Genomic DNA, 15,532 nt, shown 5'->3' with positions numbered 1-15,532 from the left:
GGCCGGTGACGATTCGACCAGGGCGGCACTCGCCCGACCACGGACGACGCCCGGACGTCCCGCCGTTGTATACGACGGCCGTTCAGCCGCGGTGGCGGTAGAACGCGGCCTTCGACGGCGCGAGCGGCTCCTTGCCGAGGATCAGGTCGGCGGCCTTCTCGGCGATCATCATGACGGGCGCGTAGATGTTGCCGTTGGTGACATAGGGCATGACGGAGGCGTCCACCACGCGCAGGCCGTCCAGGCCGTGCACGCGCATGCTGGTGGGGTCGACGACGGACATGTCGTCGGTGCCCATCTTGCAGGTGCAGGAGGGGTGCAGGGCGGTCTCGCCCTCCTTGGCGACCCAGGCGAGGATCTCCTCGTCCGTCTCCACCGTCGGACCGGGCGAGATCTCCCCGTCGTTGTAGGGGGCGAGCGCGGGCTGCTCCAGGATCCTGCGGGCCACCCGGATCGCCTCGACCCATTCGCGGCGGTCCTGCTCGGTGGAGAGGTAGTTGAAGCGGAGCGCCGGATGGACGCGCGGATCCCGGCTCCTGATCTTCACCGAGCCCAGGGCGTCGGAGTACATCGGCCCGACATGCACCTGGTAGCCGTGGCCCCCCGAGGGCGAGGAGCCGTCGTAGCGGACCGCGATCGGCAGGAAGTGGAACATCAGGTTGGGATAGTCGACGTCCTCGTTGCTGCGGGCGAAGCCGCCGGCCTCGAAGTGGTTGGTGGCGGCCGGGCCGGTGCGGAAGAGCCACTGGAGCCCGATGAAGGGGGCCCGCCACTTCGCCATGTACGGCTGCATGGAGACCGGCTGTTTACATGCGTGCTGGACGTAGACCTCCAGGTGGTCCTGCATGTTCTCGCCGACGCCCGGCAGGTCGTGCACGACGTCGACCCCGAGGGTGGTCAGTTCCTCGGCGTTGCCCACGCCGGAGAGCTGGAGCAGCTGCGGGGAGTTGATCGCGCCGCCGCACAGGATGACCTCCCCGGCCCGTACCGTCCGGGTCGGTCCCCTGCCGACGCGGTACGCGACACCGACGGCGCGCTTGCCCTCGAACAGGACACGGGTGACCAGGGCGCGGGTGGTGACGGTGAGGTTGGGCCGCTTCATGGCGGGCTTGAGGTAGGCCTTGGACGCCGACAGGCGGCGGCCGCGGTGGACGTTGCGGTCGAACTGGGCGAAGCCCTCCTGCCGGTAGCCGTTGACGTCGTCCGTCGGCGCGTAGCCCGCCTCCTCCGTGGCTTTGAGGAAGGCGCCGAAGAGCGGGTTGGTGGCCGGGCCGCGCTCCAGGACCAGAGGGCCGTCGTGGCCGCGGAACTCGTCGTCCGGATCGGCCGCGAGGCAGTTCTCCATACGCCGGAAGTAGGGCAGGCAGTGCGCGTAGTCCCAGGTGTCCATGCCCGCGTCGGCCGCCCAGCGCTCGTAGTCCAGGGGGTTGCCGCGCTGGAAGATCATGCCGTTGATGCTGCTGGAGCCGCCCAGTACCTTGCCGCGGGCGTGGTAGACGCGACGGCCGCCCATGTGGGGTTCGGGCTCGGACTCGTACTTCCAGTCGTAGAACCGGCTGCCGATCGGATAGGTCAGCGCCGCGGGCATGTGGATGAACACGTCCCAGGGATAGTCGGACCGGCCCGCCTCCAGGACCAGTACGCGGTTGCCCGGATCCGCGGAGAGTCTGTTCGCCAATGCACTGCCGGCCGAACCACCGCCGACGATGACGAAGTCGTACTGCTGGGAAGCCATGGTGCCTCGTCTCGCTCGCGCCATAGATACGCGAGGCATGGTAATGCGGTAGCGCTATGCGCACCAGGTTGCATACGACGCAACCTGTGAGGTCATTGGCGATATCCCCGGCGGGGCCGGACCCGCTTGGCTAGGGTGACGAGGAGGGGTCTGATCCCGATGCCCTCGGCCAAGGGGACGGCCGGGCGGGCGAGTTCGGGACCGCACCGCGACGACGGGGGGCTCGCGTTGGATCGCCTGGCCGCAACGGAACCGGACGTCCGCCGGTCGGAGCGCGCGGCGCTGCCTCCACCGCCGCGCGCCTGGCTCGGGTCGGCGTCGGCTCTCGCGGCGCTGGTGGTCGTCGTGCTCGGGATCCTGTACGCCGGTCACAGCGAGTCCGGCGGGGTGGACAGGTGGCTCGTCGATCCGACGGCGGACAGCGTGCGGCCGCCGTGGCGGCGCCTCGCGCTGGCCATCGACTTCTGGGGCGAGCCCGTCGGCGCGGCGATGCTGGTCGTGGTCGCCGTGGCGGGCTGTCTGCTGGTGCGGCGTCCTCGCACGGCGGTGCTCGCCGTGGCCGGCGCCGGCCTCACCGTGGGGGCGACGACACTGCTCAAGCCCCTGGTGGGACGCACCATCCACGACGGGCACCTGTCCTACCCGAGCGGGCACACCGCCTTCGTCACCGCGGTCGTCCTCGCGGTGGCGCTGTGCGCGGCCGGCCGGCCCGGCCTCGGCAGGACGGCCGGCACGTTCCTCGTGGCCGGTGCCGCGCTGGTCGCCGGTGCCGCCATGGGCTGGGCCCAGGTCTCCCTGGGTGCGCACTACCCGACCGATGTCCTCGGCGGCTGGTGCACCGCGCTGGCGGTGGTACCGGCGACCGCGTGGCTGGTCGACCGGGTGGCCGACGCCCGTCGACCGGAGCGTCGCTGACGTCAGGCCAGGCGGCGGAACACCGGCTTCACCGGCCGTCCGGCCGTCCAGGGGGTGGGGTCGGCGGCGTCAAGTGCCTTGCGGTACACCGCACATGCCTGGGCGACCGCGTCGACGGTGTGGTCGATGTCGGCCTCGGTGAGCGCGCTGCTCACGACGAACGAGGGGGCCAGTACCCCGCCCGCCAGGAGCCGGCGCAGGAACAGGGTGCGGTACTCCTGCGACGGCCGGTGGTTCTCGTCGAGGGTGGCGAAGACCAGGTTGCTGGCCCGGCCCCGGACCACGACGTGGTCGCCGACGCCCATGCTCGCCGCGGCTTCCCGGACGCCGGCCGCCAACCGCTGTCCGAGGGCGTGGAGTTGAGCGGTGATGCCTTCCTCCGCATAGGTGGCCTGTACGGCCATCGCGGCGGCCAGGGAGTGGGTTTCCGCGCCGTGCGTGGTCGACAGCAGGAACACGCGCTCGTGCCGGTCGCGCAGCCCGCCCCGTTCCATCAGGGCGCGACGCCCCGCCAGCGCCGAGACCGCGAAGCCGTTGCCCAGCGCCTTGCCGAAGGTGGAGAGGTCGGGGACGACGCCGTACAGGCCCTGGGCGCCCGCCTCGGACCAGCGGAAGCCGGTGATCATCTCGTCGAAGACCAGGACGCAGCCGTGCCGGTCGGCCAGATCGCGCAGGCCGGCGAGATATCCGGGCGGCGGCTCGGTGTGGGTGGCGGGTTCGAGGATCAGGCAGGCGATCTCGTCCTCGTACCGGGTGAGCAGTTCTTCCACGGCGGCCAGGTCACCGTACGGGAAGGACACGGTGAGGTCGGTGGTCGCCGATGGGATGCCCGCGGACATCGGTGTGGTGCCGATGAACCAGTCGTCGGTGGAGAAGAACGGATGGTCGGCGCACAGGGCCACCCGCGGGCGGCCGGTGGCGGCGCGGGCCAGGCGGACCGCGGCGGTGGTGGCGTCGGAACCGTTCTTCGCGAACTTCACCATCTCGGCGGTCGGCACGGTGGCCAGGAAGCGTTCCGCGGCTTCGACCTCCACGAGGGACGGCCGGACGAAGTTGCTGCCGCGGTCGAGTTCCCGCCGCACCGCCTCGATCACGCGGGGGTGGGCGTGGCCGAGGCTGACCGACCGCAGGCCTGAGCCGTACTCGACGTAGCGGTTGCCGTCGATGTCCCACACATGGGCACCGCGGCCGTGGCTGATGACCGGGGCCAGGTTCTCGGGGTACTGGTCGTCGCCCTTGGCGTAGGTGTGCGCGCCACCGGGGATCAGGGCGTGCAGGCGCTCGTTCGCCGCCTGTGACCGAGGGAGCAGGAACTCTTCCACGCCGACCTCATCCTTCCTGGTGCTTCAGGGCATCGGCGAGGCTCGGCGCCTCCCGGTCCCGCAGGGACATCGAGGTGACCGGCAGCGGCCAGGGGATGGCGAGCTCCGGGTCGTCGAAGGCGATCGTCACGTCCTCGTCCGGATCGTGCGGGCGGTCGATCCGGTACGAGGTGTCGGCGGTGTCGGTGAGCGCCTGGAAGCCGTGCGCGCACCCCGCCGGGATGTAGAGGGTCGCCTGCGTCTCGCCGGACAGCTCGAAGAAGGCGCGGTTGCGGTACGTCGGCGAGTCCGGCCGCAGGTCCACGACGACGTCGAAGATCCTCCCGTACGAGCAGCGCACGAGCTTGGCCTCGCCGGCGCCGGAGCGCAGGTGCAGGCCGCGCAGCACGCCCCGGGCGGAGCGCGACACGCTGTCCTGGAGGAAGGCGTTCGGGTCGAGGCCCACCGAACGGACCACGTCGGCGTCGAAGGTGCGGCAGAAGAAGCCGCGTTCGTCGGCGTACGGCGTCGGTTCGAAGAGGTACGCCCCGGCGATCTCCGGGACTTCGGTGGCTTTCATGGAGTCTCCATCGGGGCGTGGTCGGCGGCGGGGAACAGGGCCGCGGTCAACTCGTCGAACTGGTCCTGCAGTTGCCGGGCGGCGACCTGGTTGCGCTCGCGGAGCGTCCGCCGCAGCTGGGCCGCGTGCTTCTCCAGCTCCCGGAACTGCTCCAGCAGCCGGTCGGCGTCGACCTCGCGGGCCGGGTGGCAGTAGGCGCCCAGGCCCATCCGGGCCATGAGCGCGTCGCTCTTGGCCGCATAGCTGAGGGCGAGCGTCGGTGTGCCGGCCTTCAGGGCACAGATCAGGTTGTGGTAGCGGGTCGCCACCACGGTGTCGGCGGCCGCCGTCTCCTCCATCAGGTCGGCCAGCGAGGCCGTCTCGGCGGCGGTGACCAGCGGCGAGTCCACCGCGTCGAGGATCGCGGCGACCACCGGCGCGTCGCACGCGTCGCCGGTGAGCAGCCGGACCGTTCTGCCGTCCTCGACCAGCGCGCGGACGAAGCGGGTCGTCCCGTCGAGGTAGCGCCGGTGGATCTCCTCGGCCCGGGCCCGGTCGTCGTTGCCGCCGTGGAAGTCCATGACGCCGACGCAGACCGGGCCCGGCGGGCCGTCCGGGGGCGCGCTCGCCTCCGGAACCGGCAGCGCGAACGCCAGATCCGGATAGACCTCGTCGTGCGCGGTGTCCACGCCCATCTCCCGCAGCGCGTCGCGGGACTGGGCGTCACGGTAGGAGCGGTACGCGGCCAGGCGTGCCGAGAGGCGGACCAGGGCCCGGGTCGGCCGGTCGCCGATCGGGGCGGCGCCGACGCCGACCAGCGCGACCCGGGTGCCGAGCAGCCGGCCACTCGCGCAGAGCAGGAACAGCGAGTACGGGAAACCCCAGGGCCGCAGGGGCAGCGTGGCTTCCAGGACGCCCATGCCCGGCACGATCACCACGTCGTGGCGGCGCACCCAGGCGGCGGTCCGGACGACGTCGACGAGTTTACCCAGGCCCTTCGCCGCGATCGCGCCGGCACGGGAGGCGGTGCGGTACTCGCCGCGGTACCAGTGCAGCCGCGTCGCGGGGATCCCGTACCGGGCCGTGACGACCTCGGGTCCGCCGCACAGCGCGTCCACGACCGCGTCCGGGTGCCGGGCGCGGAGGTATCCGAGTACGGCCTCCAGCGACCCGTCGTTGCCGAGGTTGCCGGAGCCGAGGAGGCCGAACACCCCGACGCGGGCAGGGGTCACGCCTGCCTCCCCTCGCGGCCGGCGACGAGGTCGTCGACGGAGACCGTGAGCAGGGCGGGGTCGACCGGGGCGCGGTCCTCGACCCGCTCACCGGCGCCCGGCCGGACCCGGCTGGTCATCCACGCGGCGAGGTGGCGGTAGCAGGCGTGCCGGTCGGCCGGGGACAGCGGCGCCCGTCGGATCGCCGAGGCGAAGCCCCAGACGTACTCGGCGAGCAGCCGGGGCGTCGGGTGGAGCGGGCCTGCCCGGCGCGGGTCCAGGTTGACGCACCGGGAACGCTTGGACGGGTTGGCCCGCTCCGCGCGGGTGGGGTGGTCGCGGCGGAAGTACAGCAGCTCCGGCACCTGGTGGAAGGGCCCGCGCAGGACGATCTCGGCGACGAAGGTGCGGTCCGCGTGGTGGTAGCTGTCGTGCGGCCTGACCTTGCGCAGCATGTCGGCCCGCATCACCCCGTAGAAGTCGTCGCCGCCGGGCTCGAACAGGTAGCTGCGGAAGCGCTCCGGCGCGTGCGGCGAGGCGGTGGCGAGCGTGTACGGGTAGGGGACCTTCACCTTGCCGTCCTCGTCGATGACCGCCTGGTCGGCGTGCGCGAGGATCACCTCCGGCCGCTCGTCGAGCGCCCGCACGCAGCGCTCCAGCAGGTCCCGGGCGTACAGGTCGTCGTGCGAGGCCCACTTGAACAGCTCGCCGCGGCACTGGGTGAACACGTAGTTGTGGTTCGGCGCGGCGCCGATGTTCCGGGGCAGCCTCAGGTAGCGGATGCGTGAGTCCCGCGCGGCGTATTTCTGACAGATCTCCTCGGTCCTGTCGGTCGAGGCGTTGTCGGAGACGACCAGTTCGAAATCCTCGTAGGTCTGGCCGAGCAGGGCGTCGAGCGATTCGGCCAGGTACTCCTCACCGTTGTAGACGGGCAGGCCGATGCTCAACCGGGGATGGGTCATGAGGTCCTCACTTCACGGATGGGGGGTTGGTGGTGCTCGCGCAGGGCGGCCCGCAGGTGCAGCCACCACACGGCCGAGGCACTGAGGGTCGCGGCGGCGACGCCCCAGGCCGAGCCGACCGTGCCGCCCACGGCCGCTCCGCCGAGTCCGCCGGTGACGTAACAGGCGGAGGCGAACAGCTGGCTGCGCAGGCTGCGCCGGGCCGCGCCGAGGGCGCGCAGTCCGGACGCCGCGCCGACGCCGAGGCCGGCGCCCGCGACGCCGAGTGTGGCCGGCACGATGAGTTCGGAGGCGGAGTGCCAGACGGCGCCGAGCACGAGCTCGCCGCCCCGGTCCGGCACCAGCAGCAGCGCCACGCCCCACAGCAGCGCGGCGACGGCCTGGCCGCCGCCCAGCAGCAGGCAGAACCGGGCCAGTCGGTGCGGGGCCTGCCGCAGTACCCGTGCCGCCTCGGCGACGGTGACCAGCGACAGCCCCATCAGCAGGGCGAGGAACGGCCCGAGCAGCAGCTCCGCGCCCCGGACCACACCCACCGCGCCGACCCCGACGATCGCGCCGAGCCCGTAGGCCCGCAGCTGGACCGCGCCGCTGAGGCTGACGTTCTCGACCAGGTACCGGTAGCCGAGGTCGTGGTGCTCGCGCAGCCACCCGCGCGCTCCCGTCGTCCTGGGCCGGATGCCGCACTGGAGGCAGCCGTAGACCGCGGCGACGGCGGCGGACGCGCCCCAGGCGAGCACGAAGGCGGACACGCTGCCCACGCGGGCCGCCACCACCATGGCCGGGACGAGCGCGACGCCCCAGACGAGGTCGTTGACGACCGCCTTGCGTCCGTTGCCGGCGGCGAAGAACGCGAACCGCCAGGCGTCCTGGAGCAGCAGCGCCGGCAGCACGACGCCGAGCCAGACGAACGCGAGCCCGACGCCGCCGCCGAGGCAGAGCCCGACCACCGCGCACACCGCGCCGAGGACGGTACCGACGCCGAGCGCGGTACCCGACGACCGGGCCACCGCCGCGCGCCAGGAGGCGACCGGCACGGCGCTGAAGCGCACCACGAGGGGGTCGGTGGCAAGGCCTCGGGAGACGTTGAGCACGACGCCGTAGGTCACCCAGGCCAGGCTGAACACACCGAACGCGGCCGGCCCGAGCGAGCGGGCCACGTAGATGCCCACCGCGAAGTTGGTCAGGCTGGAGGCCGCCTGGTCGGCCAGTCCCCAGGACAGCCGGCCGGCGACGGCCCGCCAGGCCGGTCCGGCCCGTGGTGCCGACGGAGCCGTCTCCTCCCCCTCGGTGGTCACTGTCGTCATGCCTTGATCAACCCGGCGCCGTGCAGGGCGTCGGAGGCGGCGACGACGGTGTCGAACGGCAGCCCGGCCCGCTCGGCGACGTCCAGCACAGAGTGCTCGCCGTCGGACAGGCTGAGCACCCAGAGCATGGCCATCTGGGCCTGCTGGGCGTCGCTGCGGCCGCCGAGCGAGTCGTACAACCCGCGTCGGCCCAGCTGTGGTTCACCGTACGGGCTGAGGTTGACGTAGCGCCGGTTGCGGTCGAGGACGGCGAACGCCTCGCGGCAGACCGCGAGGGTGTCCGCCATCGCCTCCGGGGAGACGAGGTCCAGGTTGTCCGCCGAGGTGTGGTACTCGGGGTAGCCGGCGTACGGGGTCCGGGTGAGCGAGCCCACGCCGAGGTCGAACCCGGGTGAGCAGTACTGCCGCTCGTCGTAGCCGTACGGGGTGAACTCGGTGATCCGGTGCGGGCGTTCGGAGGCGGTCAGCACGTGCCGCATCACCCGGTCGATCTCCGCGTCGCCGCGCCTGCTCCGCTTGTACGTCAGGTGGCCCGGGTCGCCCGCGCAGGCCAGCACCAGCCCGTGCTTGACCCGGTCCACCCGCTCCGCGTTGCGGGCCAGCCAGGTGATCGCCCCGATCGTGCCGGGCGCGAAGATGAACCGGTAGGTGTAGTACGGCGTCTGCCGTGCCAGCGCCCGGGCCAGGAACGTCGCCACCGCGATGCCGGCCAGGTTGTCGTTGGCCAGCGACGGGTGGCAGACATGGCAGGAGACGATCACCTCGTCGGGGACCTGCCCCGGGACCACGTGCTCGGCGTAGGTGAGATGACCGTCGGCGAGGGTGGAGTCGACGCGGACCTCGTACTCGCCGTCCGGCATCGCGTCCAGGGTGTCCTGGGCCAGGCAGAACCCCCACTGGGGCCGGTAGTAGCTGGTGCGGTACGGCACCCAACTCGGGTGGTCCGGCAGGGTGTGCAGGTGGTCCCGCAGCTCGGCCAGCGGCATGGTCGCCGACACGGGCACGCTGTAGCCGAGCACGTGCAGGCTGGACGCGGCGAAGTCGACGATCCGGCGGCCGGTGGTGTCGGCGATGTACGCGTCGCGGATGTTCCACTCCTGCGGCACGGTCCAGTCCAGGACCTGCGTGCCGGTCGGCACCTCGTGCCGCTGGAGCGGGAGGTACTCCCCGACGATGTCCAAGGTGGCGCGCACGCCGTCGCCGGTGATGCTCCGGCACAGCGGATACAGCCGCTCGACCAGGGCGTACATCTCCTCGCCGGTGGTGGTCGTCGGCTGTTCGCTGCTCTCGGTCGTCGGCTGCCGGCCGGTCTCGGTCGTCGACTGCTCGCCGGTCTCGGTCATCGGCGCCACCGCAGGGTGTCGTCGACGGTTCCGGCGTCGGACGCCGCCCGCAGCACGGCGAGCCGGGTGAAGCGCTGGTCGAAGTCCTGCCGGGTCAGCCCGTGTTCGCGGTAGGCGTCGGCGAGTTCGAGGGCGCCCCGCTTCACCGTCCACTCGCAGTCGAAGCCGGGGATGGCGGCCCGGAACCGGGAGAAGTCCACCCGGTACGACCGTGGATCGGCACCGGTCTCGCCGGTGATCACCACCTTCGAACCGGCCACCGCCTCGGCTACCTGGCCGGCGATCTCGGCGACCGTGACGTTGTTGATCTCGCTGCCGATGTTGAACGCCCGGTCGTGCACCGCTTCGTACGGCGCGCTCAGCGCGGCCGTGAAGGCGCGGGCGATGTCGACGGCGTGCACCAGCGGGCGCCAGGGGGTGCCGTCGGAGAGCACCAGCACCTCGCCGGACAGCAGCGCGTGGCCCACCAGGTTGTTCAGCACGATGTCGGCGCGCAGCCGGGGCGAGAAGCCGAAGGCGGTGGCGTTGCGCAGGAACACCGGGCTGAAGTCGCCGTCGGCCAGGGCGTGCAGATCGTCCTCCACCCGCACCTTGGACTCCGCGTACGGCGTCACCGGGCGCAGCGGGGCGTCCTCGGCCACCAGGTCGTCGCCGCCGGCGGCGCCGTAGACCGAGCAGGTGGACGCGTACAGGAAGCGCCGCACTCCGGCGTCCCGGGCCAGCCGGGCGAGCCGTACGGACGCGTGGTGGTTGATGTCGTACGTCAGTTGCGGCGCCAGTGAGCCCAGCGGGTCGTTGGACAGCGCGGCCAGGTGGATCACGGCGTCGATCCCGGCCAGGTGGTCGGCCGTGACGTCGCGCAGGTCCACCCGGTGCCCGGGCGGGTCCGCGGGAGCCGGGCCCAGCACGCAGTCGGCGAACAGGCCGGCGTCGAGGCCCACGACCTCGTGTCCGGCGGCCGTGAGGACCGGGGCCATCACGGTGCCCAGGTAGCCCTGATGTCCGGTCAGCAGTACGCGCATGGTTCAACCCCCCAGGTTGAGCGTGAGTTTGGTGACGGCGAACGCCTCGGCGTAGCGCTCGTGGCATTCGATGCCGCGGATCCGGGCCAGGCCGAGGAAGGCCTCGCGGTCGTACCAGGGACGGTGGCGCTGCGAGGGGTAGTGCTCCTGCAACAGCCGTACCTTCTGTTCGGCGAGCTCCGGTGACAGCGGCCGGTACGCCGCCGGGCGGCCGAGGTCGCCGTCCCACTTGACGATCTCGTAGCCGAGGACCAGGTGGTCGCGGAACGCGGTCGGTATCAGCCGTGCCAGGCCGCGGTGGTCCTGGTGCGCGTCATCGGTGCGCGGGGCCAGGATCAGGTCCGGCTCGGTCCGTCCGCGCAGTTCCTCGACCGCGGCCTTGGCCTCGTCCCAGTGCACGGGCAGCCGTCCGTCCGGCAGCTTGTGCACGGTCAGCCGCAGGTCGGAGCCGGGGCAGAAGGCGGTGAGCGCGGCCTGTTCCTCCTGCTCGCGCTCGCTGCCGCCGCCGGAGAGCACCAGCGCGTCGACACGCAGTCCCGGCCGCGCGCGGCACATCGCGAGCAGGGTGCCGCCGGCGCCGATGGCGATGTCGTCGCAGTGCGCGCCCACCGCGACGATCCGGTCCAGGCGCCCGGTGTCGAGTCGGATCACGCCCCGACCCCCGCACGGTCGTGCTCCCACACGGCCCAGGGCCGGTCGCCCCGGACGTAGGCGGCGTCGAGGGCGGCCCGCTCCTTCACGGTGTCGGTCGGCTTCCAGAACCCGCGGTGCTGGTGGGCCACCAGCCGGCCGCGCTTGGCCAGTTGGGCGCATCCGTCGGCGACCAGGTCGCCGTTCTCCGGTATGTGGTCGAAGACCTCCTGGCGGAGCACGAAGTAGCCGCCGTTCTCCCACAGCGGCAGTTCACTCACCGCGGTGATGCCTCCCACCAGGCCGTCCTCGCCCAGGTCCACGCAGTGGAAGGAGGACTGCGGCGGCACCACCATCATCGAGGCCCCCGCGTCGCGCCGGGCGAAGCGGTCGATCATCTCCGGCAGCGGGGCGTCGGTGAGTACGTCGGCGTAGTTGGCGAGGAACATCTCGTCGCCGTCCAGGTGGTGCCGCACCCGGCGCAGCCGCTCCCCGATCGGTGACTCGATGCCGGTCTGCGCGAACGTGATCGTCCAGTCGGCGATGTCGGTGGACAGCAACTCCGTGTGCCCGTTGCGCAGTACGAAGTCGTTGGACGTCGTCTCCTCGTAGTTGAGGAAGAAGTCCTTGATGTGGTGGGCCCCGTACCCGAGGCACAGGATGAACTCCGTGTGCCCGAAGTGCGCGTAGTAGCGCATCACGTGCCAGATCAGCGGCCGCGGGCCGACCATCGCCATCGGCTTGGGTACGTCGTCGGAGGCGCCCTCGCGCATCCGCATCCCGTAACCGCCGCAGAACAGGACGACCTTCATCGCGTGACCTCGACAATGCTCAGTTCCGGGATGGGAAAGACCAGTCGGCCGCCCCAGTCGTGCACGTAGGACAGTTGCTCGACCAGCTCGGTGCGCAGGTTCCACGGCAGGACGAGCACGTAGTCCGGCCGGTCGGCGGCGATCCGCTCGGGCGGCAGGATCGGGATGCGGGTGCCCGGGGTGAACCTGCCGTGCTTGTAGGGGTTGCGGTCGACCGTGTACGCGAGCAGGTCGGGCCGGATGCCGCAGTGGTTGAGGAGGGTGTTGCCCTTGCCGGGGGCGCCGTAGCCGACGACCGTCTCGCCGCGCTCGGCCGCCTCGACGAGGAACCGCAGCAGGTCCCGGCGGACCTTGGCGACGCGGGCGGAGAACTCAGTGTACCCGGACAGTTCCTGGAGCCCGGCTGCCTTCTCCCGGGCCAGCACGTCGGCCACCCGCTGCGTCGGCTCGCCGGCCACCTCGGCCGGCCGGGCCCACAGCCGGATGGAGCCGCCGTGGGTGGGCAGCAGTTCGACGTCCACGAGGGCGAGTCCGCCGCTGGCCAGGGCCCGGATCGCGGAGGCGACCGTGTAGTACTGGAAGTGCTCGTGGTAGATCGTGTCGTACTGGTTGTCCTCGATCAGGGTCAGCAGGTGCTGCACCTCGATGGAGACCCAGCCGTCGTCGGCGACCAGGGCGCGCAGCCCCTGGGTGAACCCGACCACGTCGGGGATGTGCGCGTACACGTTGTTGGCCACGACCAGGTTCGCCGGGCCGTGCTCGGCGCGCACGGCCGCGCCGGTCTCGGGGCTCAGGAACTCCGTGAGCGTGGGCACGCCCGCGTCCCGTGCCGCGGCGCCGACGTTCTCCGACGGCTCGATGCCCAGGCAGCGGATCCCCCGGTCCACCACGTGCCTGAGCAGGTACCCGTCGTTGCTCGCGACCTCGACCACGAAGGCCTCTTTCTCCGCGGCCTTGTCCTCGGCGTCGAGGCCGAGCCGCCGTACGGCGTCGGCGACGAAGGTGCGCGCGTGCTCCACCCAGGAGGTCGAGTACGAGGAGAAGTAGGCGTATTCCTTGAACGTCTCCTCCGGCGTGATCAGCGGAGGGATCTGCGCGAGCCAGCACTCCGTGCAGACCCGCAGGTGCAGGGGGTACGCCGGCTCCGGCTGGTCCAGTTGGTCCGCCGCGAGGAAGCTCTCGCACGGTGGTGTCGCCCCGAGGTCGACGACGCTCGCCGTCGCGGTCGAGCCGCACAGTCTGCATCGTGTCATTTACTGCCCCCCATGTTGATTGCGATGCGGTACTCGTCCACCAGCCGCTCCAGCCCGACCTGCGGGCTGAAACCCTGTTCGTAGCGGCGCCTGGCCGCCTGGCCCATCTCCCGGTTGCGGTCCGGGTCGGCCGCGATCCGGCGTATGCCGGACGCGAGGGAGGCCGGATCGCCCGGCCGGTGCAGCAGTCCGGTCACCCCGTCCTCGATCAGTTCGACGAAGGCCCCGTGGCCGGCGGCGACGGTCGGGACGCCCGCCGCCATCGCCTCCACGACCACCAGCCCGAACGCCTCCAGCCACGTCGAGGGAGCCACCACGGCGACCGACCGCGCGACCGCCTCACGGCACTGCGCCGGGTCCAGCAGGCCGACTTGACGTACGTCGTCCCGGCCCGCCGCCCAGGCGGTCACCTCCGGCTCCAGCGGCCCCGCCCCGGCGATCACGAGGGGCAGGCCCACTCCCCCCTCGGCGGCGATCCGGTCCCAGGCCGCCATGAGCAGCCGTACGCCCTTGGTCTCCGCGAGCCGGCCGAGATAGAGCAGATGCTCGCCGTCGCCGGCTCGGGTCATGCCGGGGTCGGGCACGAAGTTGTGCTTCACGACCAGCCGTTCGGCCGGCATGTCGGCCCGCACCAGGACGTCGCGCTGCGCGGCGGAGATGCACAGGAACCGCGCCACTCCGGTCCGCCAGCGCCGGCGGTTGGCCGACAGGCTCACCGCGAGCGGCACCGTCGCCAGCCGGGAGTCGCGGTAGCAGCCGTGCCGGACGGCGGGCAGCGGCGACGTGCCGACGCACTCGGTGCACGGCCGGCCGTCGCGTTGCAGCGTGCCGGGCGGGCAGACCTGGGTGTAGTTGTGCAGGGTGGCGACGGCCGGCACCCCGGCGTCGGCACAGGCGGCCAGGACCGCGGGCGACAGCAGCGGGAAGACGTTGTGGATGTGCACCACGTCCGGCCGGTCGGCGCGCAGCCGGGCGGCGAGTTCCCTGCGGACGGCCGGGTTCCACGGCACCAGGAACGGCACCGCGGCCTTGCCGGGGAGGGAGCGGGCGGCGATGTCGTCGCTGCGCCGCTCGAACAGCCCGACCCGGTGGCCGGCCCCGCGCAGCAGCGCCACCTCCTGGTCGACGACCTTGTTCTCGCCGCTCGGCTGCGCCGAGGAGTAGCGGTTGTGCACCACGAGGACGTGCATGCTCAGCTCACCTCCTGTCCATGGGCCCAGCGCGGGACGCGTCGTCGGGGAACGGCGGGCGCCGGCAGGCGCGTCGCCGCGGCGGGTGTGGCCAGGAGCGAGGCGGCCACGGCCAGATGCAGCAGATACGGCGAGGCGTCGCCGAGCCCGGCCTCGGTGTACGAGGCGATCCCGCAGTAGGTGATCAGGAAGAGCGCGCAGGCCCGCTGGATCGACGGTGGCCGCAGCAGGGCGACGCCGCCGAGGACGACGATGACGGCCGCCACCAGGACGACACCGGTCAGGCCCTGCTCGTGGTAGACGGCCAGCCAACTGTTGTCGATCGGCAGTCCCCCGAAGGACTTGTCGCCCAGGCCCGTGCCGAACAGTTGCTGCACGGTCGTCCGGGGTTCCGCCAGCAGCGCGTCCCAGACCTTGGCCCGGCCGGTGAGGCTGGTGAAGTACTCCTGGGTCTGTCCGCGCAGGAACCATGCCTGCAGCAGGGAGCCGAACCCCACCGCGGCCACCGTGGCGCACAGCACCGCCCAGGCGAAGAACCGGCGGGCGCGGGCGCTGGTCAGAATGAGCGAGCCGATCGCCAGCAGCAGCCCGATGAGCAGGCCGAGCGTGGCCGTCCGGGTGTGGGTCAGCGCGAGCAGGGCGAGGGACGGCACGATCACCACCGCGGCACTGGCCCGGTCGGCCCGGCGCCCCACCACCAGCAGCACGGTGAGCCCGATGATCACCGCCGCGTACTGTCCGATCTGCGGCGGGGTGAGCGGCCACAACGCGCCGACCAGCCTCCCGCCGTAGAGCTCGGGCATGGCCGCGCCCGGTGAGACGAGCAGGCCGGCGGCCACCGACCCGAGCACCGCGAAATACATCCGTATGTGGCTCCGGACGAAGGTCAGGCCGCCGTCCCACCAGCGGCTGAGCAGCCACAAGGTGCCGACGAAGAGGGCCAGCCGGGCGCAGCGGAACAGCGCGCCGAACCCGGACTCCAGGTTCGCGCTGGCGATCACGCTCGGCACCAGCAGCAGGGTGAGCAGCAGCAGGTAGGCGCTGGCCCGGACGCGCGGCCGGAGGTTGGCGGCCAGCGCCAGCGCGAAGGCGGCGGCCAGCGCTCCCATCGTGATCATCTGGATGAGGGAGCGGGGCAGCGGGATGACGGTCCTGGCCCCGGCGGAGCCGAGCGTGTTGAGGATCAGCAGCCCCCAGGCGATCCCGACGATCCTCGGGGGGCCCGCGGGGCGCGGCTCGGTGTCGGGCCGCGTGGCCGCCGTCCCGGGTCCGCCCTGCCTGATGTCCGCGGTCAT

14 protein-coding genes are annotated in these 15,532 nt (G+C 72.3%); 1 reads left to right on the top strand and 13 read right to left on the bottom strand.

The features are described from left to right. Positions 1-82: 82 nt before the first annotated feature. Positions 83-1,735: a choline dehydrogenase gene (betA, locus tag K4B79_RS09460; RefSeq protein ID WP_232025934.1), complete on the bottom strand. Its 1,653-nt coding sequence runs from the start codon at positions 1,733-1,735 to the stop codon at positions 83-85. 159 nt (positions 1,736-1,894) lie between these two features. On the opposite strand from betA, the gene K4B79_RS09455 reads away from it, so the two are divergent. Beyond that, positions 1,895-2,650, top strand: a complete 756-nt coding sequence (locus K4B79_RS09455; protein WP_232025932.1) for a phosphatase PAP2 family protein — start codon at positions 1,895-1,897, stop codon at positions 2,648-2,650. A gap of 2 nt (positions 2,651-2,652) precedes the next feature. Here the strand turns inward: K4B79_RS09455 and K4B79_RS09450 are convergent, their stop codons facing one another. From K4B79_RS09450 to K4B79_RS09395, 12 genes are all read right to left on the bottom strand, one after another. Then, complete coding sequence (locus K4B79_RS09450) at positions 2,653-3,972, bottom strand: glutamate-1-semialdehyde 2,1-aminomutase (RefSeq protein WP_232025930.1); 1,320 nt, start codon at positions 3,970-3,972, stop codon at positions 2,653-2,655. Between the two features lie 7 nt (positions 3,973-3,979). Beyond that, complete coding sequence (gene rfbC, locus K4B79_RS09445) at positions 3,980-4,531, bottom strand: dTDP-4-dehydrorhamnose 3,5-epimerase (RefSeq protein ID WP_232025928.1); 552 nt, start codon at positions 4,529-4,531, stop codon at positions 3,980-3,982. Next, positions 4,528-5,742, bottom strand: a complete 1,215-nt coding sequence (locus tag K4B79_RS09440) for a polysaccharide pyruvyl transferase family protein (RefSeq protein WP_232025926.1) — start codon at positions 5,740-5,742, stop codon at positions 4,528-4,530. Before K4B79_RS09440 ends, rfbC begins: the two co-directional genes overlap by 4 nt. After that, positions 5,739-6,683 (bottom strand): glycosyltransferase family 2 protein, encoded by a 945-nt coding sequence (locus K4B79_RS09435; protein ID WP_232025924.1) that lies wholly within the window; start codon positions 6,681-6,683, stop codon positions 5,739-5,741. The genes K4B79_RS09440 and K4B79_RS09435 overlap by 4 nt, the downstream gene beginning before the upstream one ends. Next, a complete protein-coding gene (locus K4B79_RS09430) occupies positions 6,680-7,987 on the bottom strand; it encodes a hypothetical protein (protein WP_232025923.1) in 1,308 nt (435 codons plus the stop codon). The genes K4B79_RS09435 and K4B79_RS09430 overlap by 4 nt, the downstream gene beginning before the upstream one ends. Beyond that, positions 7,984-9,237, bottom strand: coding sequence for a DUF4910 domain-containing protein (locus tag K4B79_RS09425; protein WP_232026241.1), 1,254 nt, complete (start codon positions 9,235-9,237; stop codon positions 7,984-7,986). Before K4B79_RS09425 ends, K4B79_RS09430 begins: the two co-directional genes overlap by 4 nt. A gap of 89 nt (positions 9,238-9,326) precedes the next feature. Further along, positions 9,327-10,352 (bottom strand): NAD-dependent epimerase/dehydratase family protein, encoded by a 1,026-nt coding sequence (locus K4B79_RS09420; RefSeq protein WP_232025921.1) that lies wholly within the window; start codon positions 10,350-10,352, stop codon positions 9,327-9,329. Between the two features lie 3 nt (positions 10,353-10,355). Beyond that, on the bottom strand, positions 10,356-11,003 hold the full coding sequence (locus K4B79_RS09415; protein ID WP_232025919.1) for a PIG-L deacetylase family protein: 648 nt from the start codon (positions 11,001-11,003) through the stop codon (positions 10,356-10,358). Continuing rightward, a complete protein-coding gene (locus K4B79_RS09410) occupies positions 11,000-11,794 on the bottom strand; it encodes a glucose-1-phosphate cytidylyltransferase (RefSeq protein ID WP_232025917.1) in 795 nt (264 codons plus the stop codon). The genes K4B79_RS09415 and K4B79_RS09410 overlap by 4 nt, the downstream gene beginning before the upstream one ends. Beyond that, complete coding sequence (locus tag K4B79_RS09405; protein WP_232025915.1) at positions 11,791-13,047, bottom strand: class I SAM-dependent methyltransferase; 1,257 nt, start codon at positions 13,045-13,047, stop codon at positions 11,791-11,793. Before K4B79_RS09405 ends, K4B79_RS09410 begins: the two co-directional genes overlap by 4 nt. Then, positions 13,044-14,237 (bottom strand): glycosyltransferase, encoded by a 1,194-nt coding sequence (locus tag K4B79_RS09400; RefSeq protein ID WP_232025913.1) that lies wholly within the window; start codon positions 14,235-14,237, stop codon positions 13,044-13,046. The genes K4B79_RS09405 and K4B79_RS09400 overlap by 4 nt, the downstream gene beginning before the upstream one ends. A gap of 2 nt (positions 14,238-14,239) precedes the next feature. Beyond that, positions 14,240-15,532 carry an O-antigen ligase domain-containing protein gene (locus tag K4B79_RS09395; protein WP_232025911.1) on the bottom strand — a complete coding sequence of 431 codons (1,293 nt, stop codon included), beginning with the start codon at positions 15,530-15,532 and terminating at the stop codon, positions 14,240-14,242.

The sequence above is a fragment of the Streptomyces lincolnensis genome (assembly GCF_021173675.1).
GTDB classification, from domain to species: Bacteria; Actinomycetota; Actinomycetes; order Streptomycetales; family Streptomycetaceae; genus Streptomyces; species Streptomyces lincolnensis_B.
This window is presented reverse-complemented; position numbering and strand designations above follow the sequence as displayed.

What these genes read in the sequence shown, in the direction of transcription:
- K4B79_RS09395 (WP_232025911.1), bottom strand. Translation starts at nt 15,532, where the DNA reads ATGACCGCGGACATCAGGCAGGGCGGACCCGGGACGGCGGCCACGCGG.
- K4B79_RS09405 (WP_232025915.1), bottom strand. Translation starts at nt 13,047, where the DNA reads ATGACACGATGCAGACTGTGCGGCTCGACCGCGACGGCGAGCGTCGTC.
- K4B79_RS09430 (WP_232025923.1), bottom strand. Translation starts at nt 7,987, where the DNA reads ATGACGACAGTGACCACCGAGGGGGAGGAGACGGCTCCGTCGGCACCA.
- K4B79_RS09420 (WP_232025921.1), bottom strand. Translation starts at nt 10,352, where the DNA reads ATGCGCGTACTGCTGACCGGACATCAGGGCTACCTGGGCACCGTGATG.
- rfbC (WP_232025928.1), bottom strand. Translation starts at nt 4,531, where the DNA reads ATGAAAGCCACCGAAGTCCCGGAGATCGCCGGGGCGTACCTCTTCGAA.
- betA (WP_232025934.1), bottom strand. Translation starts at nt 1,735, where the DNA reads ATGGCTTCCCAGCAGTACGACTTCGTCATCGTCGGCGGTGGTTCGGCC.
- K4B79_RS09435 (WP_232025924.1), bottom strand. Translation starts at nt 6,683, where the DNA reads ATGACCCATCCCCGGTTGAGCATCGGCCTGCCCGTCTACAACGGTGAG.
- K4B79_RS09455 (WP_232025932.1), top strand. Translation starts at nt 1,895, where the DNA reads ATGCCCTCGGCCAAGGGGACGGCCGGGCGGGCGAGTTCGGGACCGCAC.
- K4B79_RS09425 (WP_232026241.1), bottom strand. Translation starts at nt 9,237, where the DNA reads ATGTACGCCCTGGTCGAGCGGCTGTATCCGCTGTGCCGGAGCATCACC.
- K4B79_RS09400 (WP_232025913.1), bottom strand. Translation starts at nt 14,237, where the DNA reads ATGCACGTCCTCGTGGTGCACAACCGCTACTCCTCGGCGCAGCCGAGC.
- K4B79_RS09410 (WP_232025917.1), bottom strand. Translation starts at nt 11,794, where the DNA reads ATGAAGGTCGTCCTGTTCTGCGGCGGTTACGGGATGCGGATGCGCGAG.